Source organism: Phreatobacter cathodiphilus (assembly GCF_003008515.1).
Taxonomy (GTDB): Bacteria; Pseudomonadota; Alphaproteobacteria; order Rhizobiales; family Phreatobacteraceae; genus Phreatobacter; species Phreatobacter cathodiphilus.
Genome location: NZ_CP027668.1, coordinates 2,862,961 through 2,883,171, shown reverse-complemented (window position 1 = coordinate 2,883,171; position 20,211 = coordinate 2,862,961). Strand labels below are relative to the sequence as shown.

The 20,211-nt window shown below is 69.6% G+C and carries 24 protein-coding genes; 18 read left to right on the top strand and 6 right to left on the bottom strand.

Translation table 11 applies throughout. The annotated features are described in order from the left end of the window. Nucleotides 1-5: 5 nt before the first annotated feature. Together C6569_RS13920 and sciP are read left to right on the top strand one after the other, a co-directional pair. Nucleotides 6-656, top strand: a complete 651-nt coding sequence (locus C6569_RS13920; RefSeq protein WP_106749420.1) for a flagellar hook assembly protein FlgD — start codon at nucleotides 6-8, stop codon at nucleotides 654-656. A 191-nt stretch (nucleotides 657-847) separates the two neighbouring features. Next, nucleotides 848-1,123: a CtrA inhibitor SciP gene (gene sciP, locus C6569_RS13915; protein WP_106749419.1), complete on the top strand. Its 276-nt coding sequence runs from the start codon at nucleotides 848-850 to the stop codon at nucleotides 1,121-1,123. 71 nt (nucleotides 1,124-1,194) lie between these two features. On the opposite strand, the gene C6569_RS13910 is transcribed toward sciP, so the two are convergent. Beyond that, on the bottom strand, nucleotides 1,195-1,689 hold the full coding sequence (locus C6569_RS13910; RefSeq protein ID WP_106749418.1) for a DUF992 domain-containing protein: 495 nt from the start codon (nucleotides 1,687-1,689) through the stop codon (nucleotides 1,195-1,197). A 182-nt stretch (nucleotides 1,690-1,871) separates the two neighbouring features. Here C6569_RS13910 and C6569_RS13905 point away from each other — a divergent pair, with 182 nt between their 5' ends. From C6569_RS13905 to C6569_RS13870, 8 genes are all read left to right on the top strand, one after another. After that, nucleotides 1,872-2,129 (top strand): hypothetical protein, encoded by a 258-nt coding sequence (locus tag C6569_RS13905; RefSeq protein WP_106749417.1) that lies wholly within the window; start codon nucleotides 1,872-1,874, stop codon nucleotides 2,127-2,129. 7 nt (nucleotides 2,130-2,136) lie between these two features. Continuing rightward, nucleotides 2,137-2,874 carry a zinc ABC transporter ATP-binding protein AztA gene (gene aztA / locus C6569_RS13900; RefSeq protein ID WP_106749416.1) on the top strand — a complete coding sequence of 246 codons (738 nt, stop codon included), beginning with the start codon at nucleotides 2,137-2,139 and terminating at the stop codon, nucleotides 2,872-2,874. A 45-nt stretch (nucleotides 2,875-2,919) separates the two neighbouring features. Continuing rightward, on the top strand, nucleotides 2,920-3,786 hold the full coding sequence (locus C6569_RS13895; protein ID WP_106749415.1) for a metal ABC transporter permease: 867 nt from the start codon (nucleotides 2,920-2,922) through the stop codon (nucleotides 3,784-3,786). Nucleotides 3,787-3,810: 24 nt separating this feature from the next. Next, on the top strand, nucleotides 3,811-4,737 hold the full coding sequence (locus C6569_RS13890; protein WP_106749414.1) for a metal ABC transporter solute-binding protein, Zn/Mn family: 927 nt from the start codon (nucleotides 3,811-3,813) through the stop codon (nucleotides 4,735-4,737). 68 nt (nucleotides 4,738-4,805) lie between these two features. Beyond that, the gene (locus C6569_RS13885) at nucleotides 4,806-5,921 is read left to right on the top strand and encodes a CobW family GTP-binding protein (RefSeq protein WP_106749413.1); all 1,116 of its coding nucleotides are present in this window, start codon (nucleotides 4,806-4,808) and stop codon (nucleotides 5,919-5,921) included. Nucleotides 5,922-6,051: 130 nt separating this feature from the next. Continuing rightward, nucleotides 6,052-6,573: a PAS domain-containing protein gene (locus C6569_RS13880; RefSeq protein ID WP_106749412.1), complete on the top strand. Its 522-nt coding sequence runs from the start codon at nucleotides 6,052-6,054 to the stop codon at nucleotides 6,571-6,573. Continuing rightward, nucleotides 6,548-7,873: a methyl-accepting chemotaxis protein gene (locus C6569_RS13875; RefSeq protein WP_106749411.1), complete on the top strand. Its 1,326-nt coding sequence runs from the start codon at nucleotides 6,548-6,550 to the stop codon at nucleotides 7,871-7,873. Before C6569_RS13880 ends, C6569_RS13875 begins: the two co-directional genes overlap by 26 nt. Before the next feature lie 200 nt (nucleotides 7,874-8,073). Then, nucleotides 8,074-8,439, top strand: a complete 366-nt coding sequence (locus C6569_RS13870; RefSeq protein WP_181313751.1) for a DUF1236 domain-containing protein — start codon at nucleotides 8,074-8,076, stop codon at nucleotides 8,437-8,439. A gap of 64 nt (nucleotides 8,440-8,503) precedes the next feature. On the opposite strand, the gene C6569_RS13865 is transcribed toward C6569_RS13870, so the two are convergent. Beyond that, the gene (locus C6569_RS13865; protein WP_106749409.1) at nucleotides 8,504-10,096 is read right to left on the bottom strand and encodes an OpgD/OpgG family glucan biosynthesis protein; all 1,593 of its coding nucleotides are present in this window, start codon (nucleotides 10,094-10,096) and stop codon (nucleotides 8,504-8,506) included. 184 nt (nucleotides 10,097-10,280) lie between these two features. On the opposite strand from C6569_RS13865, the gene C6569_RS13860 reads away from it, so the two are divergent. Genes C6569_RS13860 through C6569_RS13845 form a run of 4 tightly spaced genes read left to right on the top strand, consistent with a single transcriptional unit; the run spans nucleotide 10,281 to nucleotide 13,755 of the window. Beyond that, entirely contained in the window at nucleotides 10,281-11,060 is a 780-nt protein-coding gene (locus tag C6569_RS13860; protein WP_106749408.1) for an SDR family NAD(P)-dependent oxidoreductase, read from the top strand. A 23-nt stretch (nucleotides 11,061-11,083) separates the two neighbouring features. Beyond that, nucleotides 11,084-11,398, top strand: a complete 315-nt coding sequence (locus tag C6569_RS13855; RefSeq protein WP_106749407.1) for an NIPSNAP family protein — start codon at nucleotides 11,084-11,086, stop codon at nucleotides 11,396-11,398. A gap of 22 nt (nucleotides 11,399-11,420) precedes the next feature. Next, the gene (locus C6569_RS13850) at nucleotides 11,421-12,965 is read left to right on the top strand and encodes an acetolactate synthase large subunit (RefSeq protein WP_106751044.1); all 1,545 of its coding nucleotides are present in this window, start codon (nucleotides 11,421-11,423) and stop codon (nucleotides 12,963-12,965) included. Nucleotides 12,966-13,005: 40 nt separating this feature from the next. Further along, the gene (locus C6569_RS13845; protein ID WP_106749406.1) at nucleotides 13,006-13,755 is read left to right on the top strand and encodes a hypothetical protein; all 750 of its coding nucleotides are present in this window, start codon (nucleotides 13,006-13,008) and stop codon (nucleotides 13,753-13,755) included. 70 nt (nucleotides 13,756-13,825) lie between these two features. Here the strand turns inward: C6569_RS13845 and irrA are convergent, their stop codons facing one another. Further along, the gene (irrA, locus tag C6569_RS13840) at nucleotides 13,826-14,350 is read right to left on the bottom strand and encodes an iron response transcriptional regulator IrrA (RefSeq protein ID WP_106749405.1); all 525 of its coding nucleotides are present in this window, start codon (nucleotides 14,348-14,350) and stop codon (nucleotides 13,826-13,828) included. 196 nt (nucleotides 14,351-14,546) lie between these two features. On the opposite strand from irrA, the gene fabA reads away from it, so the two are divergent. The 4 genes from fabA to C6569_RS13820 all read left to right on the top strand — a co-directional run bounded on the left by fabA (nucleotide 14,547) and on the right by C6569_RS13820 (nucleotide 17,753). Beyond that, nucleotides 14,547-15,059 (top strand): 3-hydroxyacyl-[acyl-carrier-protein] dehydratase FabA, encoded by a 513-nt coding sequence (fabA, locus tag C6569_RS13835; protein WP_106749404.1) that lies wholly within the window; start codon nucleotides 14,547-14,549, stop codon nucleotides 15,057-15,059. 55 nt (nucleotides 15,060-15,114) lie between these two features. Then, complete coding sequence (gene fabB / locus C6569_RS13830; RefSeq protein WP_106749403.1) at nucleotides 15,115-16,341, top strand: beta-ketoacyl-ACP synthase I; 1,227 nt, start codon at nucleotides 15,115-15,117, stop codon at nucleotides 16,339-16,341. A gap of 154 nt (nucleotides 16,342-16,495) precedes the next feature. After that, nucleotides 16,496-17,353, top strand: a complete 858-nt coding sequence (fabI, locus tag C6569_RS13825) for an enoyl-ACP reductase FabI (RefSeq protein ID WP_245898102.1) — start codon at nucleotides 16,496-16,498, stop codon at nucleotides 17,351-17,353. Nucleotides 17,354-17,492: 139 nt separating this feature from the next. Then, on the top strand, nucleotides 17,493-17,753 hold the full coding sequence (locus C6569_RS13820; protein ID WP_106749401.1) for a hypothetical protein: 261 nt from the start codon (nucleotides 17,493-17,495) through the stop codon (nucleotides 17,751-17,753). Nucleotides 17,754-17,841: 88 nt separating this feature from the next. Here C6569_RS13820 and C6569_RS13815 read toward each other — a convergent pair whose 3' ends face one another. From C6569_RS13815 to C6569_RS13805, 3 genes are read right to left on the bottom strand one after another with little or no spacing between them, the layout of a single operon-like run. Then, nucleotides 17,842-18,678 carry a class I SAM-dependent methyltransferase gene (locus C6569_RS13815; RefSeq protein WP_106749400.1) on the bottom strand — a complete coding sequence of 279 codons (837 nt, stop codon included), beginning with the start codon at nucleotides 18,676-18,678 and terminating at the stop codon, nucleotides 17,842-17,844. Further along, a complete protein-coding gene (locus C6569_RS13810) occupies nucleotides 18,675-19,763 on the bottom strand; it encodes a glycosyltransferase family 4 protein (RefSeq protein WP_106749399.1) in 1,089 nt (362 codons plus the stop codon). Before C6569_RS13810 ends, C6569_RS13815 begins: the two co-directional genes overlap by 4 nt. 27 nt (nucleotides 19,764-19,790) lie before the next feature. After that, the gene (locus tag C6569_RS13805; RefSeq protein WP_106749398.1) at nucleotides 19,791-20,201 is read right to left on the bottom strand and encodes a 6-pyruvoyl trahydropterin synthase family protein; all 411 of its coding nucleotides are present in this window, start codon (nucleotides 20,199-20,201) and stop codon (nucleotides 19,791-19,793) included. Between the last annotated feature and the right edge of the window lie 10 nt (nucleotides 20,202-20,211).

The window sequence follows — 20,211 nt, the reverse complement described above, 5'->3', positions numbered from 1 at the left end:
GCGCGATGGCCACCACCTCTTCCGTCTCGACGACCTCGACCAGCACGACTTCGACCGCCTCGACCCGGCTGTCGAACAATTTCGACACGTTCCTGCAGCTGCTCACCACGCAGCTGAAGAACCAGGACCCCACCCAGCCGATGGACGCCAACCAGTTCACCCAGCAGCTGGTGCAATATTCCCAGGTCGAGCAGCAGATCGCCACGAACTCCAAGCTCGACAACATGATCGCCGCCTTCACCGGCAATCAGACCACGACCTCGCTCGGCTATCTCGGCAAGACCGTCACCTACGACGCCAGCACCGTGTCGCCGACCGCGACGGGGGCGACCTGGACCTTCACGCCGACGCAGGGCGGCGACTACACGGTGCGCATCCGCGACAGCAACGGCGTGGTGGTGCAGGAGAAGAAGATCTCGCTGACGGCCAACCAGGCGAGCGAATACAAGTGGGACGGCAAGCGCTCCGACGGCCAGACCATGGGCAGCCAGCCCTACACGATGGAGCTCTACAGCGGCACCGGCACCGCGACGACCCAGGTCGCGGTCACCCACAAGGGCCAGGTCTCGGCCGTGGACATGTCGACCGGAACGCCGCGCGTCACCGTCGGCACCCTCAACATTCCGCTCGCGCGCATTCTCGGCATCGCCCTCTGACCGGTCACGGAGCGGCCCATGCGCCCCCATCGGCCCGTGCCCCGAAACGCCCCGTCACACCCCGCACGGGGGCGGTCGAACGTCGGAAACATTGGTTTTCATTGTCATTTCTCATTTAGGCCAAATTTAACGTCCTGCCGGTATTCTCATCCCATGACGTGGTCAGTCGCGTGCGTTGTGTGAGAGTAAGTATGACCGAGCCCATGCGTCCCAGGGTGAAATACGTGATCGGGCCGGACGGCAGTCCGCTGACGATCGCTGATCTCCCTCCGCCCGACACCCACCGCTGGGTGATCCGGCGCAAAGCCGAAGTGGTCGCCGCCGTGCGCGGTGGGCTCCTCAGCCTCGAAGAGGCCTGCAAGCGCTATACCCTGACCGTCGAGGAATTTCTCAACTGGCAGGCCTCGATCGATCGGCATGGTCTCGCCGGCCTGCGCACCACCCGAATCCAGCAGTACCGCCAGTAGGCGCCTCGTCTTTCCCGACGCAAAAAGCCGGCCCCGTCGGGAGCCGGCTTTTTCGTCGTGGCCGCGCGGGATCAGCGACGGAGCGGCGCCCGGCGCAGCGTCAGGTTGCCGACGCCGAGCGCCAGATTGACGCCCGTCTGCGCCTGTACCGAGAGCGGCTGGAGCGCGACCGTGTCGCGCGAACCGCCGACCAGAGCATTGGCGCCGAGGCCGACGGCCACCGTCGCCTGGGCGCTGGCGCCGGAATAGCTGCCGGCGAGCTGATAGGGAGAGGTGCGGCGGGTGGGCGCGAAGACCGTCCAGGCGAGGACGCCGCGGCCGGTGATGCCGACATCGAGGCCGACGCGCGTGAAGGTGCCGACATAGCCCTCGCGGCGGCCGCGACGATCCGGCTGGAACACGCAGCTCATGTCGCGCCGCGAGCCGACGATGAAGCCGACGGCGGGAGCGACGTTGCAGGTGAGGACGCCGACGCGGGTCGGCCTCTGCTGGGCCTCGGCGGCTGTCGGGACGGCGAGGCCGGCGGCCAGACAGGCGGCGCCTGCGAGCGCGAGTGAGCGGGTCATGGGGGATCTCCGGGTCTGATGAGAGGGCTCGGTTCTCAACGCTCCACCCGCGGAAAGGTTGCCCGGCAGGGCGCCGGCAGAGACCGTTCATCATGCAGCCGCTCCCGGAACCGCAGCCGTTGGACGCCGCCCCGCTGCTACTATATAACTTGTCGCTCACCGAGACCCGGACCTCCACGCCCTTGGCCGCCCAACCCGTCACCGTCAGCCGCCGCGAGGCCCATGCGCACGACCATGCCCATGCGCACGTCCATGGAGGCGGTCACGACCATGCCCATGCCCATTCGCACGATCACGCTCAGGCGCATGCCCATGCGGCGCCGCCGCGTCCGGCGCTCCGGGTGGTTTCGGCCCTGACCCTCTCGGCGCCCGGGCGGCTTCTCGCCGCCGGTGCCATGGCGGCGACGCTGTGGCTGCTCGCCCTCTGGGCGATGACCTGAGCACGCCATGTCAGCCGTCACGATCCGCAACCTCACCCTCGGCTACGACCGCCATCCCGCCGTCCACCATCTGGACGGGCGGATCGAGGCGGGCGCCATGCTCGCCGTCGTCGGCCCGAACGGGGCCGGCAAGTCGACCCTTCTCAAGGGCCTCGCCGGCGCGATCAGCCCGCTGAGCGGGGCGGTGGAGATGACCCGGTCCGACCGGCACGCCATCGCCTATCTGCCGCAGGCGGCGGAGATCGACCGCAGCTTCCCCATCACCGTCTTCGAACTGGTCGCCATGGGCCTGTGGCGCCGCACGGGTCTGTTCGGCGGGCTGTCGAAGGCCGACCGCCAGGCGATCGAGCAGGCGCTCGCCGCCGTCGGGCTGACGGGCTTCGAGGCGCGGACCATCGGCACGCTCTCCGGCGGCCAGCTGCAGCGCATGCTCTTCGCCCGCCTGCTGGTGCAGGACGCCCGGCTGATCCTGCTCGACGAGCCCTTTACCGCCATCGACGCCAAGACCTGCGCCGACCTCCTCGACCTCGTGCGCCGCTGGAATTCGGAGCAGCGCACCGTGGTCGCCGTGCTCCACGACATGGAGACGGTGCGCCAGGCCTTCCCGCAATCGCTGCTGCTGGCGCGCCGCGCCATCGCCTGGGGGCCGACCGACGAGGTGCTGACGCCGGAGAACCTGCTGGCGGCCCGGCGCATGACGGAGGCCTTCGACGACCATGCCGGCATCTGCACCGAGGCGGCGTGACGGCGATGCGCTCCCCCGAACGGCCGGCCGGAGCCCGTCCCCGGCATGTATGACGTCTTCATAGGCCCCTTCGTCGAATTCGAGTTCATGCGCCGCGCTCTCGTCGGCGCCATCGCGCTGTCGCTGGGCGGCGCGCCGGTCGGCGTCTTCCTCATGCTGCGGCGGATGTCGCTGATGGGCGACGCCATGGCCCACGCCATCCTGCCGGGCGCGGCGGCAGGTTATCTCCTCTTCGGCCTGGCCCTGGTTCCCATGACCATGGGCGGCATCGCCGCCGGTTTCGCCGTGGCGCTGACTGCGGGTCTGGTGGCGCGCTTCACCATGCTGAAGGAGGACGCCTCGCTGGCGGCCTTCTACCTCATCTCGCTGGCGCTGGGGGTCATCATCGTCTCCATGCGCGGCTCCAACGTCGACCTGTTCCGCGTCCTCTTCGGCTCCGTTCTGGCGCTCGACGATCCTACGCTCTACCTCCTCGCCGGCATCACCACGGTGACGCTGGTGGCGCTGGCGCTGCTGTGGCGACCGCTGGTGCTCGATTCCGTCGATCCGGGCTTCCTGCGATCGGTGTCGCGCTCGGGCGCGCCGTCGCATCTCGTCTTCCTCGGCCTCGTCGTGCTGAACCTCGTGGCCGGCTTCCATGCCCTCGGCACGCTTCTGGCCGTGGGCCTCATGATGCTGCCGGCGATCGCCGCGCGCTTCTGGGGCCGCGACGTCACCTCCCTGGCGGCGATCGCGGTCGGCTTCGGCATCGCTTCGGGCTATGCAGGCTTGGTGTTATCTTATAACATGGAGACACCTTCGGGCCCTTCGATCGTCCTCATGGCGGGGGTGGTCTATCTGGTGTCGCTCGTCTTCGGCCCTCATGGTGGTCTGGTGCCCACCTACTGGCCGGCCCGGCACCGCGAGGCCTGAAGTCCCGATCAGAGGACGCTTCGCATGGTCACCCGTCGTCACGCCGTCTCCCTTCTTCTCGCCGCGCCCTTCGGCGTGCGGCAGGCCCTGGCCCAGGGATCGACGCCCCTGCCGGTGACGGCGAGCTTCTCGATCCTCGCCGACATGGTGCGGCAGGTGGGCGGCGACCATGTCGCCGTCACCGCGCTGGTCGGACCCGACGGCGACGCCCATTCCTATGCGCCGACCCCGGCGGATGCGCGGGCGCTGGCGGCGGCCCGGCTGGTGGTCGTCAACGGGCTCGGCTTCGAGGGCTGGATGACACGGCTGGTGCGCTCCTCCGGCACGCGCGCCAAGGTCGCCACCGCCTCCACCGGGGTGACGCCGCTGAAGGCCGAGGCAGCCCACGGACACGGGCATTCCCACGACCATGCGCACGGCGCCAACGATCCCCACGCCTGGCAGAGCGTCGCCAATGCGCGGCTCTACGTGAAGGCCATCGCGAGCGGCCTGACGGAGGCGGCACCGGCCCAGGCGGAGGCCTTCGCCCGCAACGCGGCGGCCTATGACGCGACGCTGGCGGCGCTCGACGCCGAGATCCGGGCGGCGATCGGCGCCATCCCGCGCGCTCAGCGCCGGCTGCTGACGACCCACGACGCCTTCCGCTATTTCGCCAAGGCCTATGAGGTGGACGTGCTCGCCGTGCGCGGCGTGTCGGCGGATTCCGAACCCTCGGCGCGGCAGATCGCGGCGCTGATCCGCCAGATCCGCCAGGGCAACGTGAAGGCGCTGTTCATGGAGAACATCTCCGATCCGCGCGCCATCCAGCGCATATCGGCGGAGACGGGGGCGAAGATCGGCGGCAAGCTCTATTCCGACGCGCTGTCGGACGCCGGCGGGCCGGCGGCCACCTATGTGGATATGATGCGCCACAACGCCCGCCAGATCGCCGGCGCCATGGCGCAGGGCTGATCGCCCATTCCGCAGCGACCGCCGCTCGCCTATATGAGCGCAGACCCCTTCAGGCCGATGGAACGACCATGACCGACGCGTCCCCCACCACCGCCGCCCTTCAGAAGATCCCGGTGACCGTGCTGACCGGCTATCTCGGCGCCGGCAAGACGACGCTTCTCAACCGCATCCTCACCGAGAACCACGGCAAGCGCTTCGCCGTCATCGTCAACGAGTTCGGCGAGATCGGCATCGACAACGACCTCGTCGTCGGCGCCGACGAGGAAGTCTTCGAGATGAACAACGGCTGCATCTGCTGCACCGTGCGCGGCGATCTCATCCGCATCATCGAGGGCCTGATGCGGCGCAAGGGCAAGTTCGACGCGATCATCGTGGAGACCACCGGCCTCGCCGATCCCGCCCCCGTCGCGCAGACCTTCTTCGTCGACGAGGCGGTGGGCTCGCGCACCGCGCTCGACGCCGTGGTGACGGTGGCCGACGCCAAGTGGCTCCTCGACAGGCTGAAGGACGCTCCCGAGGCGAAGAACCAGATCGCCTTCGCCGACGTCATCCTCCTGAACAAGACCGACCTCGTGACCCCGGCGCAATTGCGCGAGGTGGAGGCCCGCATCCGCGCCATCAATCCCTATGCGGTGCTGCACAAGACGCAGAAGTGCGCGGTGCCGCTGGACGCCGTGCTGTCGCGCGGCGCCTTCGACCTCGAGCGCATCCTGGAGATCGAGCCGGCCTTCCTGCAGAAGGACGACGGCCATCACCACGATCACGATCATGGCCACGACCATCATCATCACGGCCATGACCACGGCCACGATCATCACCATCATGACCATGACCATACCGGGCCGGATTGCGACCATCCGAGCCACGGCCTGAAGCACTATCACGACGAGCACATGCAGTCGGTGTCGTTGAGGACGGACAAGCCGCTCGACCCGGACACATTCTTCCCCTGGATTCAGGACCTGACGCAGGTCGAGGGCGCCAAGATCCTGCGCTGCAAGGGCATCGTCGCCTTCAAGGACGATCCGCAGCGCTTCGTCTTCCAGGGCGTGCACATGATCCTCGACGGCGACCACCAGCGCGACTGGAAGGCCGACGAGAAGCGCGAAAGCCGTCTCGTCTTCATCGGCCGGGACCTGCCCATCGACAAGATCCGCAAGGGCTTCGAAAAAATCTCAGGCTGACGCGGCGCGCCGCCCCGCGGACCGGGGGCGCGTCGCGGCCCTTCGGTGTTTCGCGCACGTGAATACCATCCGGTAACCGGGAATTCACCGTTGCGGCCCTAGTCATGGGGCCTCACCGGAGTCTCGTTCCATGGTCAGAGACATCAAGCCCACCGGGCGTGAGGTCTTCTTCGATCCCGCCGACATCATCGTGTCCAAGACCGACACGAAGGGGCGGATCACCTATGCCAACGACGTTTTCCTCGCCATAGCCGGCTACAGCGAGGCCGAGCTCCTCGGCCAGCCGCACAGCGTCATCCGCCATCCGGACATGCCGCGGGCGGTGTTCAAGCTCCTCTGGGACATGCTGTTCCAGGGTGAGGAGGTCTTCGCCTACGTGAAGAACATGGCCAAGAGCGGCGACCACTACTGGGTCTTCGCCCATGTGACGCCCTCCTACGATGCGCAGGGCCGACTGGTCGCCTTCCATTCGAACCGGCGCGTCCCCCGCCGCTCCGTCATCGACACCATCGCTCCGATCTATGCCGACCTGCTGCGCCTCGAGGCGAGCCATCGCAACGGCAAGGAAGCGCTGGCGGCCAGTTCCAGGGCGCTGGCGGATTTCGTCACCTCGAAGGCCGTGGGCTATGATGAACTCGTCCTCGCTCTCTAGGATCGCCGTTTCGGCCGGTGTGGCCGGCGCGGCCGTGCTCGCCGGCCTGGTGCTGACATGGTTGGGGGCGGAGACGGCCGCTCGTGGCGCGGGCATCCTCGCTCTCGCAGCCCTGGCGGGCACCGGCTGGTTCCTCGCCGCCCTGCGGCGGGACATCCTGCGCACGGCCGCGGTGATGGAAGCAGTGTCTCGGGGAGACTTCGAGGCCCGCGTTCTGCACGTCACCGACCGCGGCGCCGTGGGCCGGATGATGCATGGCGCCAACCGCATGATCGACTGCTGCGACGCCTATGTGCGGGAATCGGCAGCGGCCATGCAGGCGGTGCGCGCCAACAAATATTTCCGCCGCATCCGCGAGGAAGGCCTGCACGGCGCTCTGCTGCAGGCCGCCCGCACCATCAACGAGGCGATGGTGGCAATCCAGGCGCGGGTCGGCGGCTTCGCCGTGGAGACCGGCAAGTTCGAGACGATGATCGCCTCCATCGTCGGCAGCGTCTCGGCGGCCTCCAACGCCATGGGCGAGACTGCGGGGCGGTTGATCGCGGGCGCCGGCGAGACGCGAGCGCGCGCCGTTTCGGTCGCCGAGGTCTCGCAGGCGGCGACGGACACGATGGAAAAGGTCGCCTCGGCCACCGCGGAGCTGACCGATTCCGCCCGCAGCGTCGGCGATCAGGTGGGCCGATCCGCCGAGATCGCACGGATGGCCGTCGACAGGGCGTCGCAGGCGTCCAGCACCATCAGCCACATGAGCGAGGCAGGCGAGCGCATCGGCCAGGTGGTGGAGCTGATCACCTCCATCGCCGCCCAGACCAATCTCCTCGCGCTCAACGCCACCATCGAGGCCGCGCGCGCGGGCGAAGCCGGGCGGGGCTTCGCCGTGGTCGCCTCAGAGGTGAAGTCGCTGGCCGGCCAGACGGCAAAGGCGACCAGCCAGATCTCGGACCATATCGCCGACGTGCAGGGCGCGACCCGCGCAGCCGTCGAGGCGATCTCGGAAGTCGGGCGGATCATCGCCGAGGTCGACGAGATCACCCGCGACGTCGCCGCCGCGGTCGACGCCCAGGCCCGCGCCACCCAGGGTATCGCGGCCCATATCGAGGAGGCGGTGGAAGGCATCCGCGGCATCGGCAGCGACGTCGAGGGCGTCACCCACAATGCCGCCGAGACCGAGACACTGGCTGAGACGACCCGTCAGGCCTCCGCCGGACTGTCGGACGAGGCCGGCCGCCTCGCCACCGAGGTCCACGACTTCGTCGGCACCCTTCGGCGCGGCCCCATGCGGCAGCGCGACGCCGCGTGACGGCGCCGCCGGCCGGGCAGAGCGCCAAGTCGGCGTGCCTTCCGCCGCGGTATGGTCACATTTGAAACCGGAACTCCGGAAGCGACCCCACGTTGATGAAGCGACGGCCCCGCTGCTCCCGACGATCGGGAGATGCGGTCCTCATTCCCCTCAACGCGGCCGGGATTCACGCCCCCAGGCCCACCAATGGAGACGCTTCCATGAAGAAACTGATCATGGCTTCCGCCATCGCTCTCGCCGCCAGCACCGCCGCCTACGCCCAGACCGGCGGCAGCGCGCCGGGTGGCCGTCCGGACGCCAATGCGCCCCGCAACACCGGCAACATCAATGCTCCGAACCAGGAGCAGCAGCGCATGATCCGCTCCTACTGGCAGTCGCAGCGTCCGGCCGCCGTCGTCCTGCCGAACGGCATGACGGTCGACCGCGGCACCGTCCTGCCTGGCACCGTCGAACTCCGGTCGTTCCCCGCCAATGTCGGCATGACCGAGTATCGCTACGTGGTGGTCGGCGACAACCTCTACCTGGTGAACCCCACCGACCGTCGCGTCGTCCACATCATTCGCTGACGGACTCTCCGTCACGGACATGCAGCGCCCGGCCATCGTGCCGGGCGTTTTGTCGTCTGCGCTCTCAGTCGACCTTCCAGGGGAAGGTCCAGGTCTCGGTCAGCGCCCTGTTGCCCGTGCGCAGGAAGGCCCGCAGATCGGCGGTCTGGCCGGGGTCGCCGACGACGTCGATGCCGGCGCGGAAGCCGCGGGTCTGCGGATTGGGAATGAGGAAGGTGCGGGTGATCCGCGCATTGCTGGCTGAGGGCACGACCTGCACCGCGTCCGGCTGGCTCAGGTGATATTCGAGGTCGCCGCCGGCGAAGTCGACGATGAAGCGCGCGGCGTTGGGCGGGGCCTGTTCCCCTGAACCCAGCGCGACGGGGCGGGTTCGGAAGGTGTTGAGCGCGAAGCCGCCGGGATGCAGGCGCGCCTCGTTCATGGTCGAGACCAGGCGATAGGAGAAGGTGAGGGTCTGGCCGGCTTCCACCGGCCGGTTGGGCACCCAATAGGCGACGATGTTGTCGTTGGTCTCGTCGGTGGTGGGGATCTCGACGAGCTCGACGCGACCCTCGCTGAAGCCCTCGCGCGGCTCCACCCAGTAGCTCGGCCTGAGCTCATAGTTCAGGTCGAGGTCCTGGTAGTGCTCGAAGGTGCGGTCGCGCTGCATGAGGCCGAAGCCGCGCACCTGGCGGTCGACGAATTGCGAGACTTCGACCTGGCGCGGGTTGCGCAACGGGCGCCAGAGCCACTCGCCCGTATCGGAATGGATCAGCAGGCCGTCGGAATCGTGCAGCTCGGGGCGGAAGTCGTCGAAGGAGCGCCGGTCGTTCTCCGCATAGAAGAACATGGAGGTGAGCGGCGCGACGCCGAGCTTCGGGATCGGCCGCCGCGGAAACAGCGTGCAGCGGATGTCGAGCACGGTCTCCTGAGCCGGGAAGACGGTGAAGCGGAAGGCACCCGTGAGGCTCTCGCCGTCGAGCAGGGCGTAGATGTGGCAGGACTGGGCTTCGGCCGGGGGCGTGTCGACCCAGAACTCGCGGAAGATCGGGAACTCCTCCTGGCCGGGCCCCGCCGTGTTGACGGCGATGCCGCGGGCCGAGAGGCCGTATTTCTGTCCCCGGCCGAGGAAACGGAAATAGCTCGCGCCGAGGAAGGAGATGAGCTCGTCGTGGATGCGCGGGTCGTTGAGCGGGTGGTGGATGCGGAAGCCGGCGAAGCCGAGGTCGATGGGCAGCGGCCGCTCGAAGCGGTTGCGGCCGTAATCGAACAGGGCGGCGGCATAGGGCACGGGGGTCGAGATGCCGTCGCGGATGACGTTCACCACCACCGGCGTGCGGTAGATGAAGCCGAGGTGGAACATCTGCATGCGGAAGGCGCCACCGCCCTGCTGCAGCAGCGACCGCTCGGGGCGGAAGCGCAGGTCGCGGTACTGGTCGAAGTTCATCGCCGTCAGGGACTGTGGCAGGTCCGGACGCGGGGCCTCGTAGGGAAGGGCGGCGAGGTCGCGGGCGCGGCGCTCCACCTCCTCGAAGCCGAAGCGGGCCTGCGGCTGGGGCGAGGCGGCCTGCGGCTGGCCGGCGGGCGGCTGCTGCGCCTGCGCCAGCGCGGGCCACGACACCCCGGCGGCGGCGATGAGTTTGAGCGCGTCACGGCGGGCGAAAGTCGGCAGTCGCATGAAGCCTCTGGTACTTCGGTACGCGCTGCCGCGGGGCAGCATGGCGACATGCGGCCTTCACGCGCGCGACGTCAAGAGGCCCGCCCTGCGGCCTGGAGTCCGTGCATCGCTGTCCTCCGCCCGGCCCGCTTGCGGGCGCGGTGTCACCTTGCCAGTGTGCGCGCCGACCAGGGGAGACGCAGACATGGCGCCGAAGAACATTCTGGACATGAGTGGGCGCGTCGCTCTCGTCACCGGTGCCGGCACCGGACTCGGCGCGCGCTTCTGCATGGCCCTCGCCGAGCACGGCGCATCGGTCGTCGCCGTCGCCCGCCGGGCGGAGAAGGTCGAGGGGGTGGCCGAGGCCATCCGCCGCGACGACGGACAGGCGATCGCCGTCTCCGGCGACGTCACGGACACCGCCTCCATCGCCGCCGCGTTCGACGCCGCCGAGAAGGCTTTTGGCACCGTCGACGCCGTCGTCGCCAATGCCGGCATCGCCGTGCCGGGACGGGCCGCGGAGATTTCCGACGAGGACTGGCGTAAGACCATGGCGACCAACCTCGACGGCGTCTTCTTCACGGCACGCGAGGCGGCGCAGCGCCTGCTCAAGGCCGGCAAGCACGGCGCCATCGTCAACATCGCCTCGATCCTCGGCTACGGGGTCGGCAAGGGCAACGCGTCGTACGCGGTCTCCAAGGCGGCGGTGATCCAGATGACCCAGGCGCTGGCGCTGGAATGGGCCTTCAAGGGCATCCGGGTGAACGCCATCGCGCCGGGCTACGTCGTCACCGACATCAACCGCGACTACCTCACCTCGGGCAAGGGCGCCGAGATGACCAAGGAGATCCCCGTCGGCCGCTTCGGCCGCGAGCAGGATCTCGATGGCGCGCTGTTGCTGCTGCTGTCGGAAGCCGGCGCCTTCATGACCGGCACGACGGTCACCGTCGACGGCGGCCAGCGCATCGGCCTGCGCGGGTCCTGACACATTTCCGGGGAGACACGTCCATGATCATCGACGAGCGCACCTACACGACGCATCCGGGCAAGGTGAAGGCCTTCCTCGAGGTTTACGAGAGGCTGGCCAAGCCGATCCAGTGGCCGATCCTCGGCGATCCCGTCGGCTTCTTCGTGACCGAGATCGGCACGCTCAACCAGGTCGTGCACCTGTGGAAATACGACAGCATGGCGGACCGCGAGCAGCGGCGCGCCAAGCTGGCGGTCGCTCCCAACTGGGGCGACTATCTCGACGCGGCGACGCCGCTGCTCCTGCGGATGGAAAACCGAATCCTGGTTCCCACCGCCTTCTCTCCGATGAAGTGAACCAAGACCCATGACCAAGTCGATGAACGGGGCCGAGAGCCTCGTGCGCACCCTCGTTGCCGGTGACGTGACGGTGGCCTTCACCAATCCCGGCACGTCGGAGATGCATTTCGTCGCCGCCCTCGACCGGGTCGACGGCATGCGTTGCGTGCTCTGCCTGCACGAGACGGTGACGACGGGCGCCGCCGACGGCTACTGGCGCATGACCAACAAGCCCGCCTCGACCCTGCTGCATCTCGGCCCCGGCCTCGGCAATGCGCTGGCCAACCTGCACAACCTGAAGCGCGCGCGCTCGGGCGTGGTCAACATCGTCGGCGAACACGCCACCTATCACCGCGAATTCGACGCGCCGCTGACCTCCGACATCGAGGGCATCGCCGGCACCATGTCGCACTGGGTCAAGACCTCCATGTCCGCCAAGGACGTGGCGGCCGACGGCGCCGAGGCGATCAACGTCGCCATGCAGGCACCGGGGCAGATCGCCACCCTCATCCTGCCGGCCGATACGGCCTGGACCGAGGGCACCGGCCCGGCCAAGACCGCTCCGGTCGCGGCCCCCGCCAAGGTGTCCGAGGATGCCGTCGAGGCCGCCGCACGGGCCATCGAGGCGGGCGGCAAGCCGCTGATCGTCATGGGCACCTGGGCGGTGCGCGAGAAGCCGATGGTCCATGCGGCGAAGATCGTCGCCAAGACCGGCGCGCAGATCCGTGCCGAGGGCTCGAACGGCCGCATCGAGCGCGGCGTCGGCCGCATGGCGCTGGAGCGCGTGCCCTATCCGGTGGACGTGGCGCTCGCCGCCACCAAGGGTGTCACGCATCTGATCCTGGTCGGAGCCAAGGCCCCGGTCGCCTTCTTCGCCTATCCGAACAAGCCCTCGATCCTCTATCCGCCGGAGGCCGAGGTCGTGACGCTGGCGACGCCGGGCGAGGACGCCGAGGATGCGCTCGCCCGCCTCGCCGAGCGCCTCGGCGCCGACAAGGCGACGCCGGTCCTCAACACGCCGAAGCGGCCGGACCTGCCGACCGGCGCGCTCAACCAGGATTCGATCGCGGCGGTTCTCGGTCATCTGCTGCCGGAGAACGCCATCGTCACCGACGAATCGGTCACCACGGGGCGCAACTTCTTCAAGGACACCCACGGCGCGGCGCCGCACGACTGGCTGTCGCTGACCGGCGGCGCCATCGGCGAGGGTCTGCCGCTCGCCGTCGGCGCGGCGGTGGCCTGCCCCGACCGCAAGGTCGTCGCCCTGCAGGCGGACGGCTCGGGCATGTACTCGCTGCAGGCGCTGTGGACCATGGCGCGCGAGCGCCTCGACGTCACGGTCTGCATCTGGGCCAACCGGACCTACGCCATCCTCAAGGGCGAGCTCGCCAATGTCGGCGCCGAGAATCCCGGCCGGAAGGCGCATGACATGCTCTCGCTCGGCGATCCCAACCTCGACTGGGTGAAGCTCGCCGGCGGCATGGGCGTGGAGGCGACGCGGGTCGACACGGCGGAGGGTTTCGCCGACGCCTTCGCCGCGGCCAACCGCCGAAAGGGTCCGTTCCTCATCGAGGTGCTGCTCTGAGCGCCTCGCCTCGCGGCGGCCTTTTGGTCATGATGACGGCGTGACCGGGACCACCGCGCCATCCTCCTTCGCCGCCCGCTTCCTCCGCCTGTCGGGGGATGCGGGCTGGCGTGTCGCGCTGCACGTCCTGCCCTATGCGCTGGCCTGTGGCGTCATCACCGAGGGCATGCTGCAGGTGCGGCTCGCCGTCCTCTGGAAGCTGCCGCTCGCCGCGCTGGCGCTGGCGAGCCTCTATCTCGCCGTGCTGCTCGGCACCCATGTCTCGACGCTCCGGCTCGCCGGCCGCACGGGCAGGACCCTCGCCCCGATCCGCCACCTCCTCGCCATGACCGCGCGGATCAGCGCCGAGAGCGCCGTCATGGCGCTGGTCGGGCTGCTGGCGGCGCTCGCCCTCGTCGGCGCGCTGGACATCGGCATCGCCACGGTGGAGCCGGAGAGCGGCGCCCGCTGGCCGGCCACCCTGCTGCGTGCCATCGCCACCCTGGCCGGGCTCACCGTGTTGGTGGTGATGCTCGCCGCGGCGACGGCGCTGGCCGCCTCGGCCCTCGGCGGCGCGGTGGGCTTCGCCGCCGCCGGGCGCGAACTGTTCCGCCGCTCGGAGCGGACCACGGCCGTCATCTGCACGGCGATGGTGCTGGGCACGGCGGCCGCCATCGCCGCCACCCGGCTCCTCGGCCTGGCCGAACTCGGACCGCCGATCATCGCGGCGGCGCTGGCCAAGGCCGCAGGCTACCTCGCCCTGACGGTTCCGCTGTCGGTGGGCGCCGCGCTGATCGCCGCCGAGGCCTGACGCAGACCCGCACGAAAAAGGGCCACGCGCCCGTGGCGGTGGCCCTCGGTCGGCAAACCCGGAAGGGTGATCAGTTGTCCTGGCCGTCCTTGCGGCGCAGGCGCACCACCACGTCGACGCGTGCCACCTCGTAGCCCTCGGGGGCCTGGGGCAGCTTGTCCACAGCCACGTGCGGGCCGGGAATGTCGAAGACCGTCGTCTCGCCTTCCACGATGAAGTGGTGATGGTCGGACAGGTTGGTGTCGAAATAGGCCTTGGACCCGTCCACCGCGATCTCGCGCAGCAGGCCGGCCTCGGTGAACTGGTGCAGCGTGTTGTAGACGGTGGCCAGCGAGACGGGCACGCGCGCCTTGGTGGCCTCGTCGTAGAGCATCTCGGCGGTGACGTGCCGGTCACCCTTGGCGAAGAGGATCCAGCCGAGCGCCATGCGCTGGCGGGTCGGGCGCAGGCCCACCTCGCGCAGCATGGTGCGCACGTCGTGGATGGGGCAGCCCGTCTTCTGCAGCAGGCTGACGCGGTCATGCGCCGACAGCTTGCCGTCCGCGGGCGGTACGGCGTCCTGATAGGTCACGTCGATGAGGGTTCGGACAGTCATGATGCCATTCTAGGAACATTGCGATCTGTTCGCAAGACGCCCGCGCCGGCGCGGGCGGCGAGGCGGGTGGTTCCGGACGGCCGTCTCCCCCCTCAGGCGGAGCCGGCAGGCCTTTTGCCCCTCCTGAACCCCTGTGTTAGACAGCAGCCCGATCGGCGCCGGGAGACCGGCCGACACAAGGCGGATCCTGCACGCAATGACCGAACGCAAGTCGAGTTTCACCTACGAAGAGCTCCTGGCCTGTGGCCGGGGCGAGCTGTTCGGTCCCGGAAACGCCCAGCTTCCCCTGCCCCCCATGCTGATGTTCGACCGTATCACCTCGATCGGCGAGACCGGGGGGGCGAACAACAAGGGCCATGTGGTCGCCGAGTTCGACATCCGGCCGGACCTCTGGTTCTTCCCCTGCCACTTCAAGGGCGACCCGGTCATGCCGGGCTGCCTCGGCCTCGACGCGCTGTGGCAGCTCACCGGTTTCCACCTCGGCTGGCTCGGCCTGCCGGGACGCGGCCGCGCGCTCGGCGTCGGCGAGGTGAAATTCTCCGAACAGGTGCTGCCGACCACGAAGAAGGTGGTCTACGGCGTCGACTTCAAGCGCGTCTTCAAGTCGAAGCTGGTGCTCGGCATCGCCGACGGGTGGTTGGAGGCGGACGGCAAGCGCATATATGAGGTCAAGGACATGCGGGTCGGCCTCTTCACCACGGCCGCCTGATCGCCCGCACCGAGATTCCAGGGCCGCCCCGCGGTCCGCAACGCAAGAGGCCCCCATGCGCCGCGTCGTCGTCACCGGAATGGGCATCGTGTCGTCCATCGGCAACAACACCAACGAGGTCCTGGCCTCGCTCCGCGAAGCCAAGAGCGGTATCGCGCTCGATCCCGCCTTCGTCGAGCACGGTTTCCGCTCGCAGGTCTCGGGCGCGCCGACGCTCGATCCGGCCTCCATCCTCGACCGTCGCGCCATGCGCTTCCACGGCGGCGGCTCCGGCTGGAATCACGTCGCGATGGACCAGGCGATCCTCGATTCGGGCCTCGAGCAGTCGGACATCTCCAACGAGCGGACCGGCATCATCATGGGCTCGGGCGGCCCGTCCACCCGCGCCCTCATCGACGCCTACGAGAAGGCCAAGGAGAGCGGCAATTCCAAGCGCGTCGGCCCCTTCGCCGTGCCGAAGGCCATGTCGTCGACGGCCTCGGCGACTCTCGCCACTTGGTTCAAGATCAAGGGCGTGAACTATTCGATTTCCTCGGCCTGCGCGACCTCGAATCACTGCATCGGCAACGCCTACGAGATGATCCAGTGGGGCAAGCAGGACGTGGTGTTCGCCGGCGGCTGCGAGGAGCTCGACTGGACGCTCTCCGTGCTGTTCGACGCCATGGGCGCCATGTCGTCCAAGTATAACGACCGGCCCTCCACCGCCTCGCGCGCCTATGACGCCAACCGCGACGGTTTCGTCATCGCCGGCGGCGCCGGCGTCGTGGTGCTGGAGGAGTACGAGCACGCCAAGGCGCGCGGCGCGAAGATCTATGCCGAAATCGCCGGCTATGGCGCGACCTCCGACGGCTACGACATGGTGGCCCCCTCGGGCGAGGGCGCGGTGCGCTGCATGAAGATGGCGCTCCAGGGCGTCGGCCCGAAGGTCGACTACATCAACCCGCACGGCACCTCCACGCCGGTCGGCGACCTCAAGGAGATCGAGGCGATCCGCGAAGTCTTCGGCGGTGCCGACAAGAGCCCGCCGATCTCGGCGACGAAGTCGCTCACCGGCCATTCGCTGGGCGCCACCGGCGTTCAGGAGGCGATCTACTCGCTCTTGATGATGAACAACGGCTTCATCTGCGAGAGCGCCCATATCGAGGAGATCGACCCGGAGGTCGCCGACATGAACATCGTGCGCAAGCGCATCGACGATGCGAAGCTCGGCGTGGTCCTGTCGAACTCCTTCGGTTTCGGCGGCACCAACGCCACCATCGTTCTCAAGCACGTGGACGCATGAGCGCGCCGTCACCGGACGGTCGCAGAAGAATGGCAAGCCTCGTGGACCCGTCACCTCGCAAGGGACGCCCATGTGGACAGACCGTTTCGCGCATCCCCATCTGCGGGTCGTCGCTCGCGGCCCGGACGCCGACAATGAAGCGAGGAGGTCACGCGTGACCGCATTGATGAAGGGCCGCCGCGGCCTGATCATGGGAGTGGCCAACGACCATTCCATCGCCTGGGGGATCGCGCGCACGCTCGCGGCCCACGGCGCGGAACTCGCCTTCACCTATCAGGGCGAGGCGCTCGGCAAGCGCGTCAAGCCGCTGGCGGAGAGCCTGGGGACGCCGCTGGTGATTCCCTGCGATGTCGAGGACATCGCCAGCGTCGACGCCACCTTCGCCCGTCTGGCGGAGACCTGGGGCGGGCTCGACTTCGTCGTCCACGCCATCGGCTTTTCCGACAAGAACGAGCTCAAGGGCCGCTATGCCGACACCACCCGCGAGAACTTCTCGCGCACCATGGTGATCTCCTGCTTCTCCTTCACGGAGATCGCCAAGCGGGCGGCGGCGCTGATGCAGCCGGGCGGCACCATGCTGACGCTGACCTATGGCGGCTCGACGCGCGTCATGCCGAACTACAACGTCATGGGCGTCGCCAAGGCGGGGCTCGAGGCCTCGGTGCGCTATCTCGCCGCCGATTACGGCCCGCTCGGCATCCGCGTCAACGCGCTGTCGCCAGGTCCCGTGAGGACGCTGGCGGGAGCCGGTATTTCCGATGCGCGGCTGATGTTCAATTTCCAGAAGCGCCATGCGCCGCTGCGCAAGACCGTGTCGCTGGACGACATCGGCGGCTCGGCCCTCTACCTCCTGTCGGATCTCTCCGGCGGGGTGACCGGTGAGATCCACCACGTCGATTCCGGCTACAACATCATCTCCATGCCGCGCCCCGAGGCGCTGAAGACGCTGGACGCCGCCGAACAGGCGGTGGAGGACGCGGCGGGCCGCCGCTCTGGCGAAGCCGCCGAGTAGCGACTCGCGCACCACCGTTTCCATCCTCGGGCCCGCTGCGAAAAAAAAAACGCGGCGGGCCCGAACCTTTTTCCGGCAGGCCGCGACCCATGGATATCGGGGCGCAACGAGCCCCACACCGGACCCAAGGGGACCTGCCATGAACCGCTTCAAGACCTTCGCCATCGCCGCCCTCGCCGTCGCCACCATGTCGGTCGGCGTCGCTTCCCAGGCCGAGGCCGGCCCGTTCCACCGCCGCCACATCGGCTTCGGCGTCGGTGCCCTCGCCACCGGCCTCATCGTCGGCGGGGCCATCGCCGCCGCCAACTCCCGCGCCTACGCCTCCGACTGCTACCTGACCCGCCGCTGGGTCGACGGCCCCTACGGCCCGGAGCGCCGCACCGTCCGCGTCTGCGAGTGATCGCAGACCCCCGATCTGCGGGGCTTCCCTCCAGGCCTCGTCAGATGAAAGCCCCGGCCATGCACCGGGGCTTTCGTGCGTCCGGGCGTCAGCGCGGAACGGCGAAGAGATCCTCGTGGCCGACATGGCAGGTGACGCGGGTCCTGCGGGCGGCGAGCCAGCCGGCAATGTCCGCCTCCGGAACGCGGCCGGTCTCGCGGACGGCGCCGGCGAAGCCGGTCACCAGCTCGCGCGCGAGATCGGCGAAGGCGGGCCCGAGCTCCCACGGGCTCGGTGCGCGGGCGACGTCGTAGCCGGCGGCCGCGAAGGCCTCGGCCATGGCCCGGGTGGCCTTCGGGCCGGCGGCGGGCCCGAAGCCCTTGTCGGTCGCCTGGTGGGCGTGGAAGGCCGCCAGCATGGCCGCGTCTGCCGGATGGGGCGGGTCCCAGCGCTCGGTGCCGTCATAGGTCAGCACGGTGTAGAGCGGCAGGCGCCGGCGCGCGAGGTGGGCGACGAAGCCGTCGATCCAGGTGGGCGAGACGAGGTCGAAGAGCGCCGCGGCGGTGACGAGGTCGGCGCTCTCGGGGAGCGCCGTCGCGAGATCGCGGGTGAGGTCGGCCTGGTGGAAGGCGACCGAGAGGGCCTTGCCGTCCTTGCGCAGCAGGAGGCGGTCGCCGTCGGCGTGGGCCTCGTCGGCCCAGGCGGCAAGGCGGGCGCGGGCGGCGGCGAGAAGGGCGGGATCATAGTCGACGAGGCGCCAGTCCTGCACGTCCGGCAGGGCGGCGAAGGTGCCGCGCAGGTTCGAGCCTGCTCCGCAGCCGAGGTCGACGACGTTGATGCGGTCCCGGCCGGCAAAGTGTCGAGCGAGGCGGGCCATGAGGTCGGTCGAGCGGGCGGCGTGGTCCGCCGGCTCGCGCAGGGCGAGCCATTCGGGTGAGAAGCTCATCGAGAGGATCCTTCCTGCGTCGCGGGATGGCCCGGGTCGGCACCGGCGCGGGCGAGGACACCGGCGACGATGCGCGCCGTGTCGTCCCAGCCGGGCAGGGCCTCGCCGGCCCTGAAGGCCCGGTCGGCGTAGTCGGCGCGCAGGCGGCGGCTGGCGATGAGGCGGGAGAGGCCGGAGGCGAGCGCCCGGGCGTCGCCGGGCGGCACCTTGATGGCCGCGCCTTCGGGCACGGTCTCGGCAGCGGCGCCGCCGGTGGTGGTGACGATGGGAAGGCCGCGCGCCATGGCCTCGCCAAGCACCATGCCGTAGCCCTCGTAGCGCGAGGGCAGGACGAAGATGTCGGCGCCGTCGTAGAGACGGTCGAGTTCGGCGTCGCTGACGGCCCCGGCGAGGGTGATCCGCCGGGCGAGCCCGTGGCGGGCGACGGCGGCCTGCAAGGCCGCGTCGGTGTCGGGGCTGCGGTCGCGGGCGCCGGCGATCACCAGGCGCCAGGCTTCGCCCCCGAGCCGGGCGAGCGCCTCGACTAGGACGTCGTAACCCTTGCGCGGCGAGAGCGCGCCGACCGCCAGGATCACGGGAGCCGGCTCGCCCGAGCCGCCGGCGCGCGGGACCGGTTCGGTGCCGGGTTCCGCCACCGTGATGCGGTCGGGCGCGACGTCGTAGTCTTCGGCGAGAATGCGGGCGGTGGAGCGGCTGGTGACGATGACGGCGCGGGCATGGGCGAGGGCCGTGCGCTCGCTGGCACGGAGCCGCGCAGCCGCCTCCGGCGGAATGCCGCTCTCCAGCGCCAGGGGATGGTGGACCAGCGCCACGATGGGGCTCTTGATCGAGAGGCAGATGCTTTCGGGCAGGGCGCCGTAGGCGAGGCCGTCGATGAGCAGGACGTCGCCGGCGGGCAGCGAGACGAGGGCGCCGGCAGTCCGCAGGAGATCGTCGGCCGAAGGGTTGGGATAGCTGCCGGGCAGGGCGAGGTGGACGAGGTCGACGCCGCTGGTGCCGGCTCTCGCCAGCACCTCCCGGTCATAGCGATAGCCGCCGGTCGGCGTCGCGAGGTCGCCGGGAATGGCGAAGACCGCCCGGGTCATGTCAGGCGCCCGCGAAGCCGCACGGGATCAGGCCCGCCGGGCAAGCGGCGCCTCGAAGGTGGCGCGGGCGAGGTCGTGTTCGTGGAGGGTGACGCGGATCTTGGCGAGGCCCGCGGCGTCCGCCCCGAGCGCGCCCGAGGCCGCCGCCTCGGCCATGCGGTCGAAGACGTATTTGCAGAGGAATTCGGTGGTCGTGAGCTGGCCGGCGAATTCGGGCAGCGTGTCGAGGTCCTGGTAGGCGAGCCGCTTCAGCGTCTTGCCGAGCACGTCCAGCGCCGCGCCGATGTCGACGACGACGTTCTGCGCGGTCAGCGTCTCGCGGAAAAAGGCCACGTCGACCACGAAGCTCGCGCCGTGCTTGCCCTGGGCCGGCCCGAAGAAGGGATCGGGCAGGGAATGGGCGATCATGATGCGGTCGCGGACTTCGACGGAATACATGGGTGTCTCC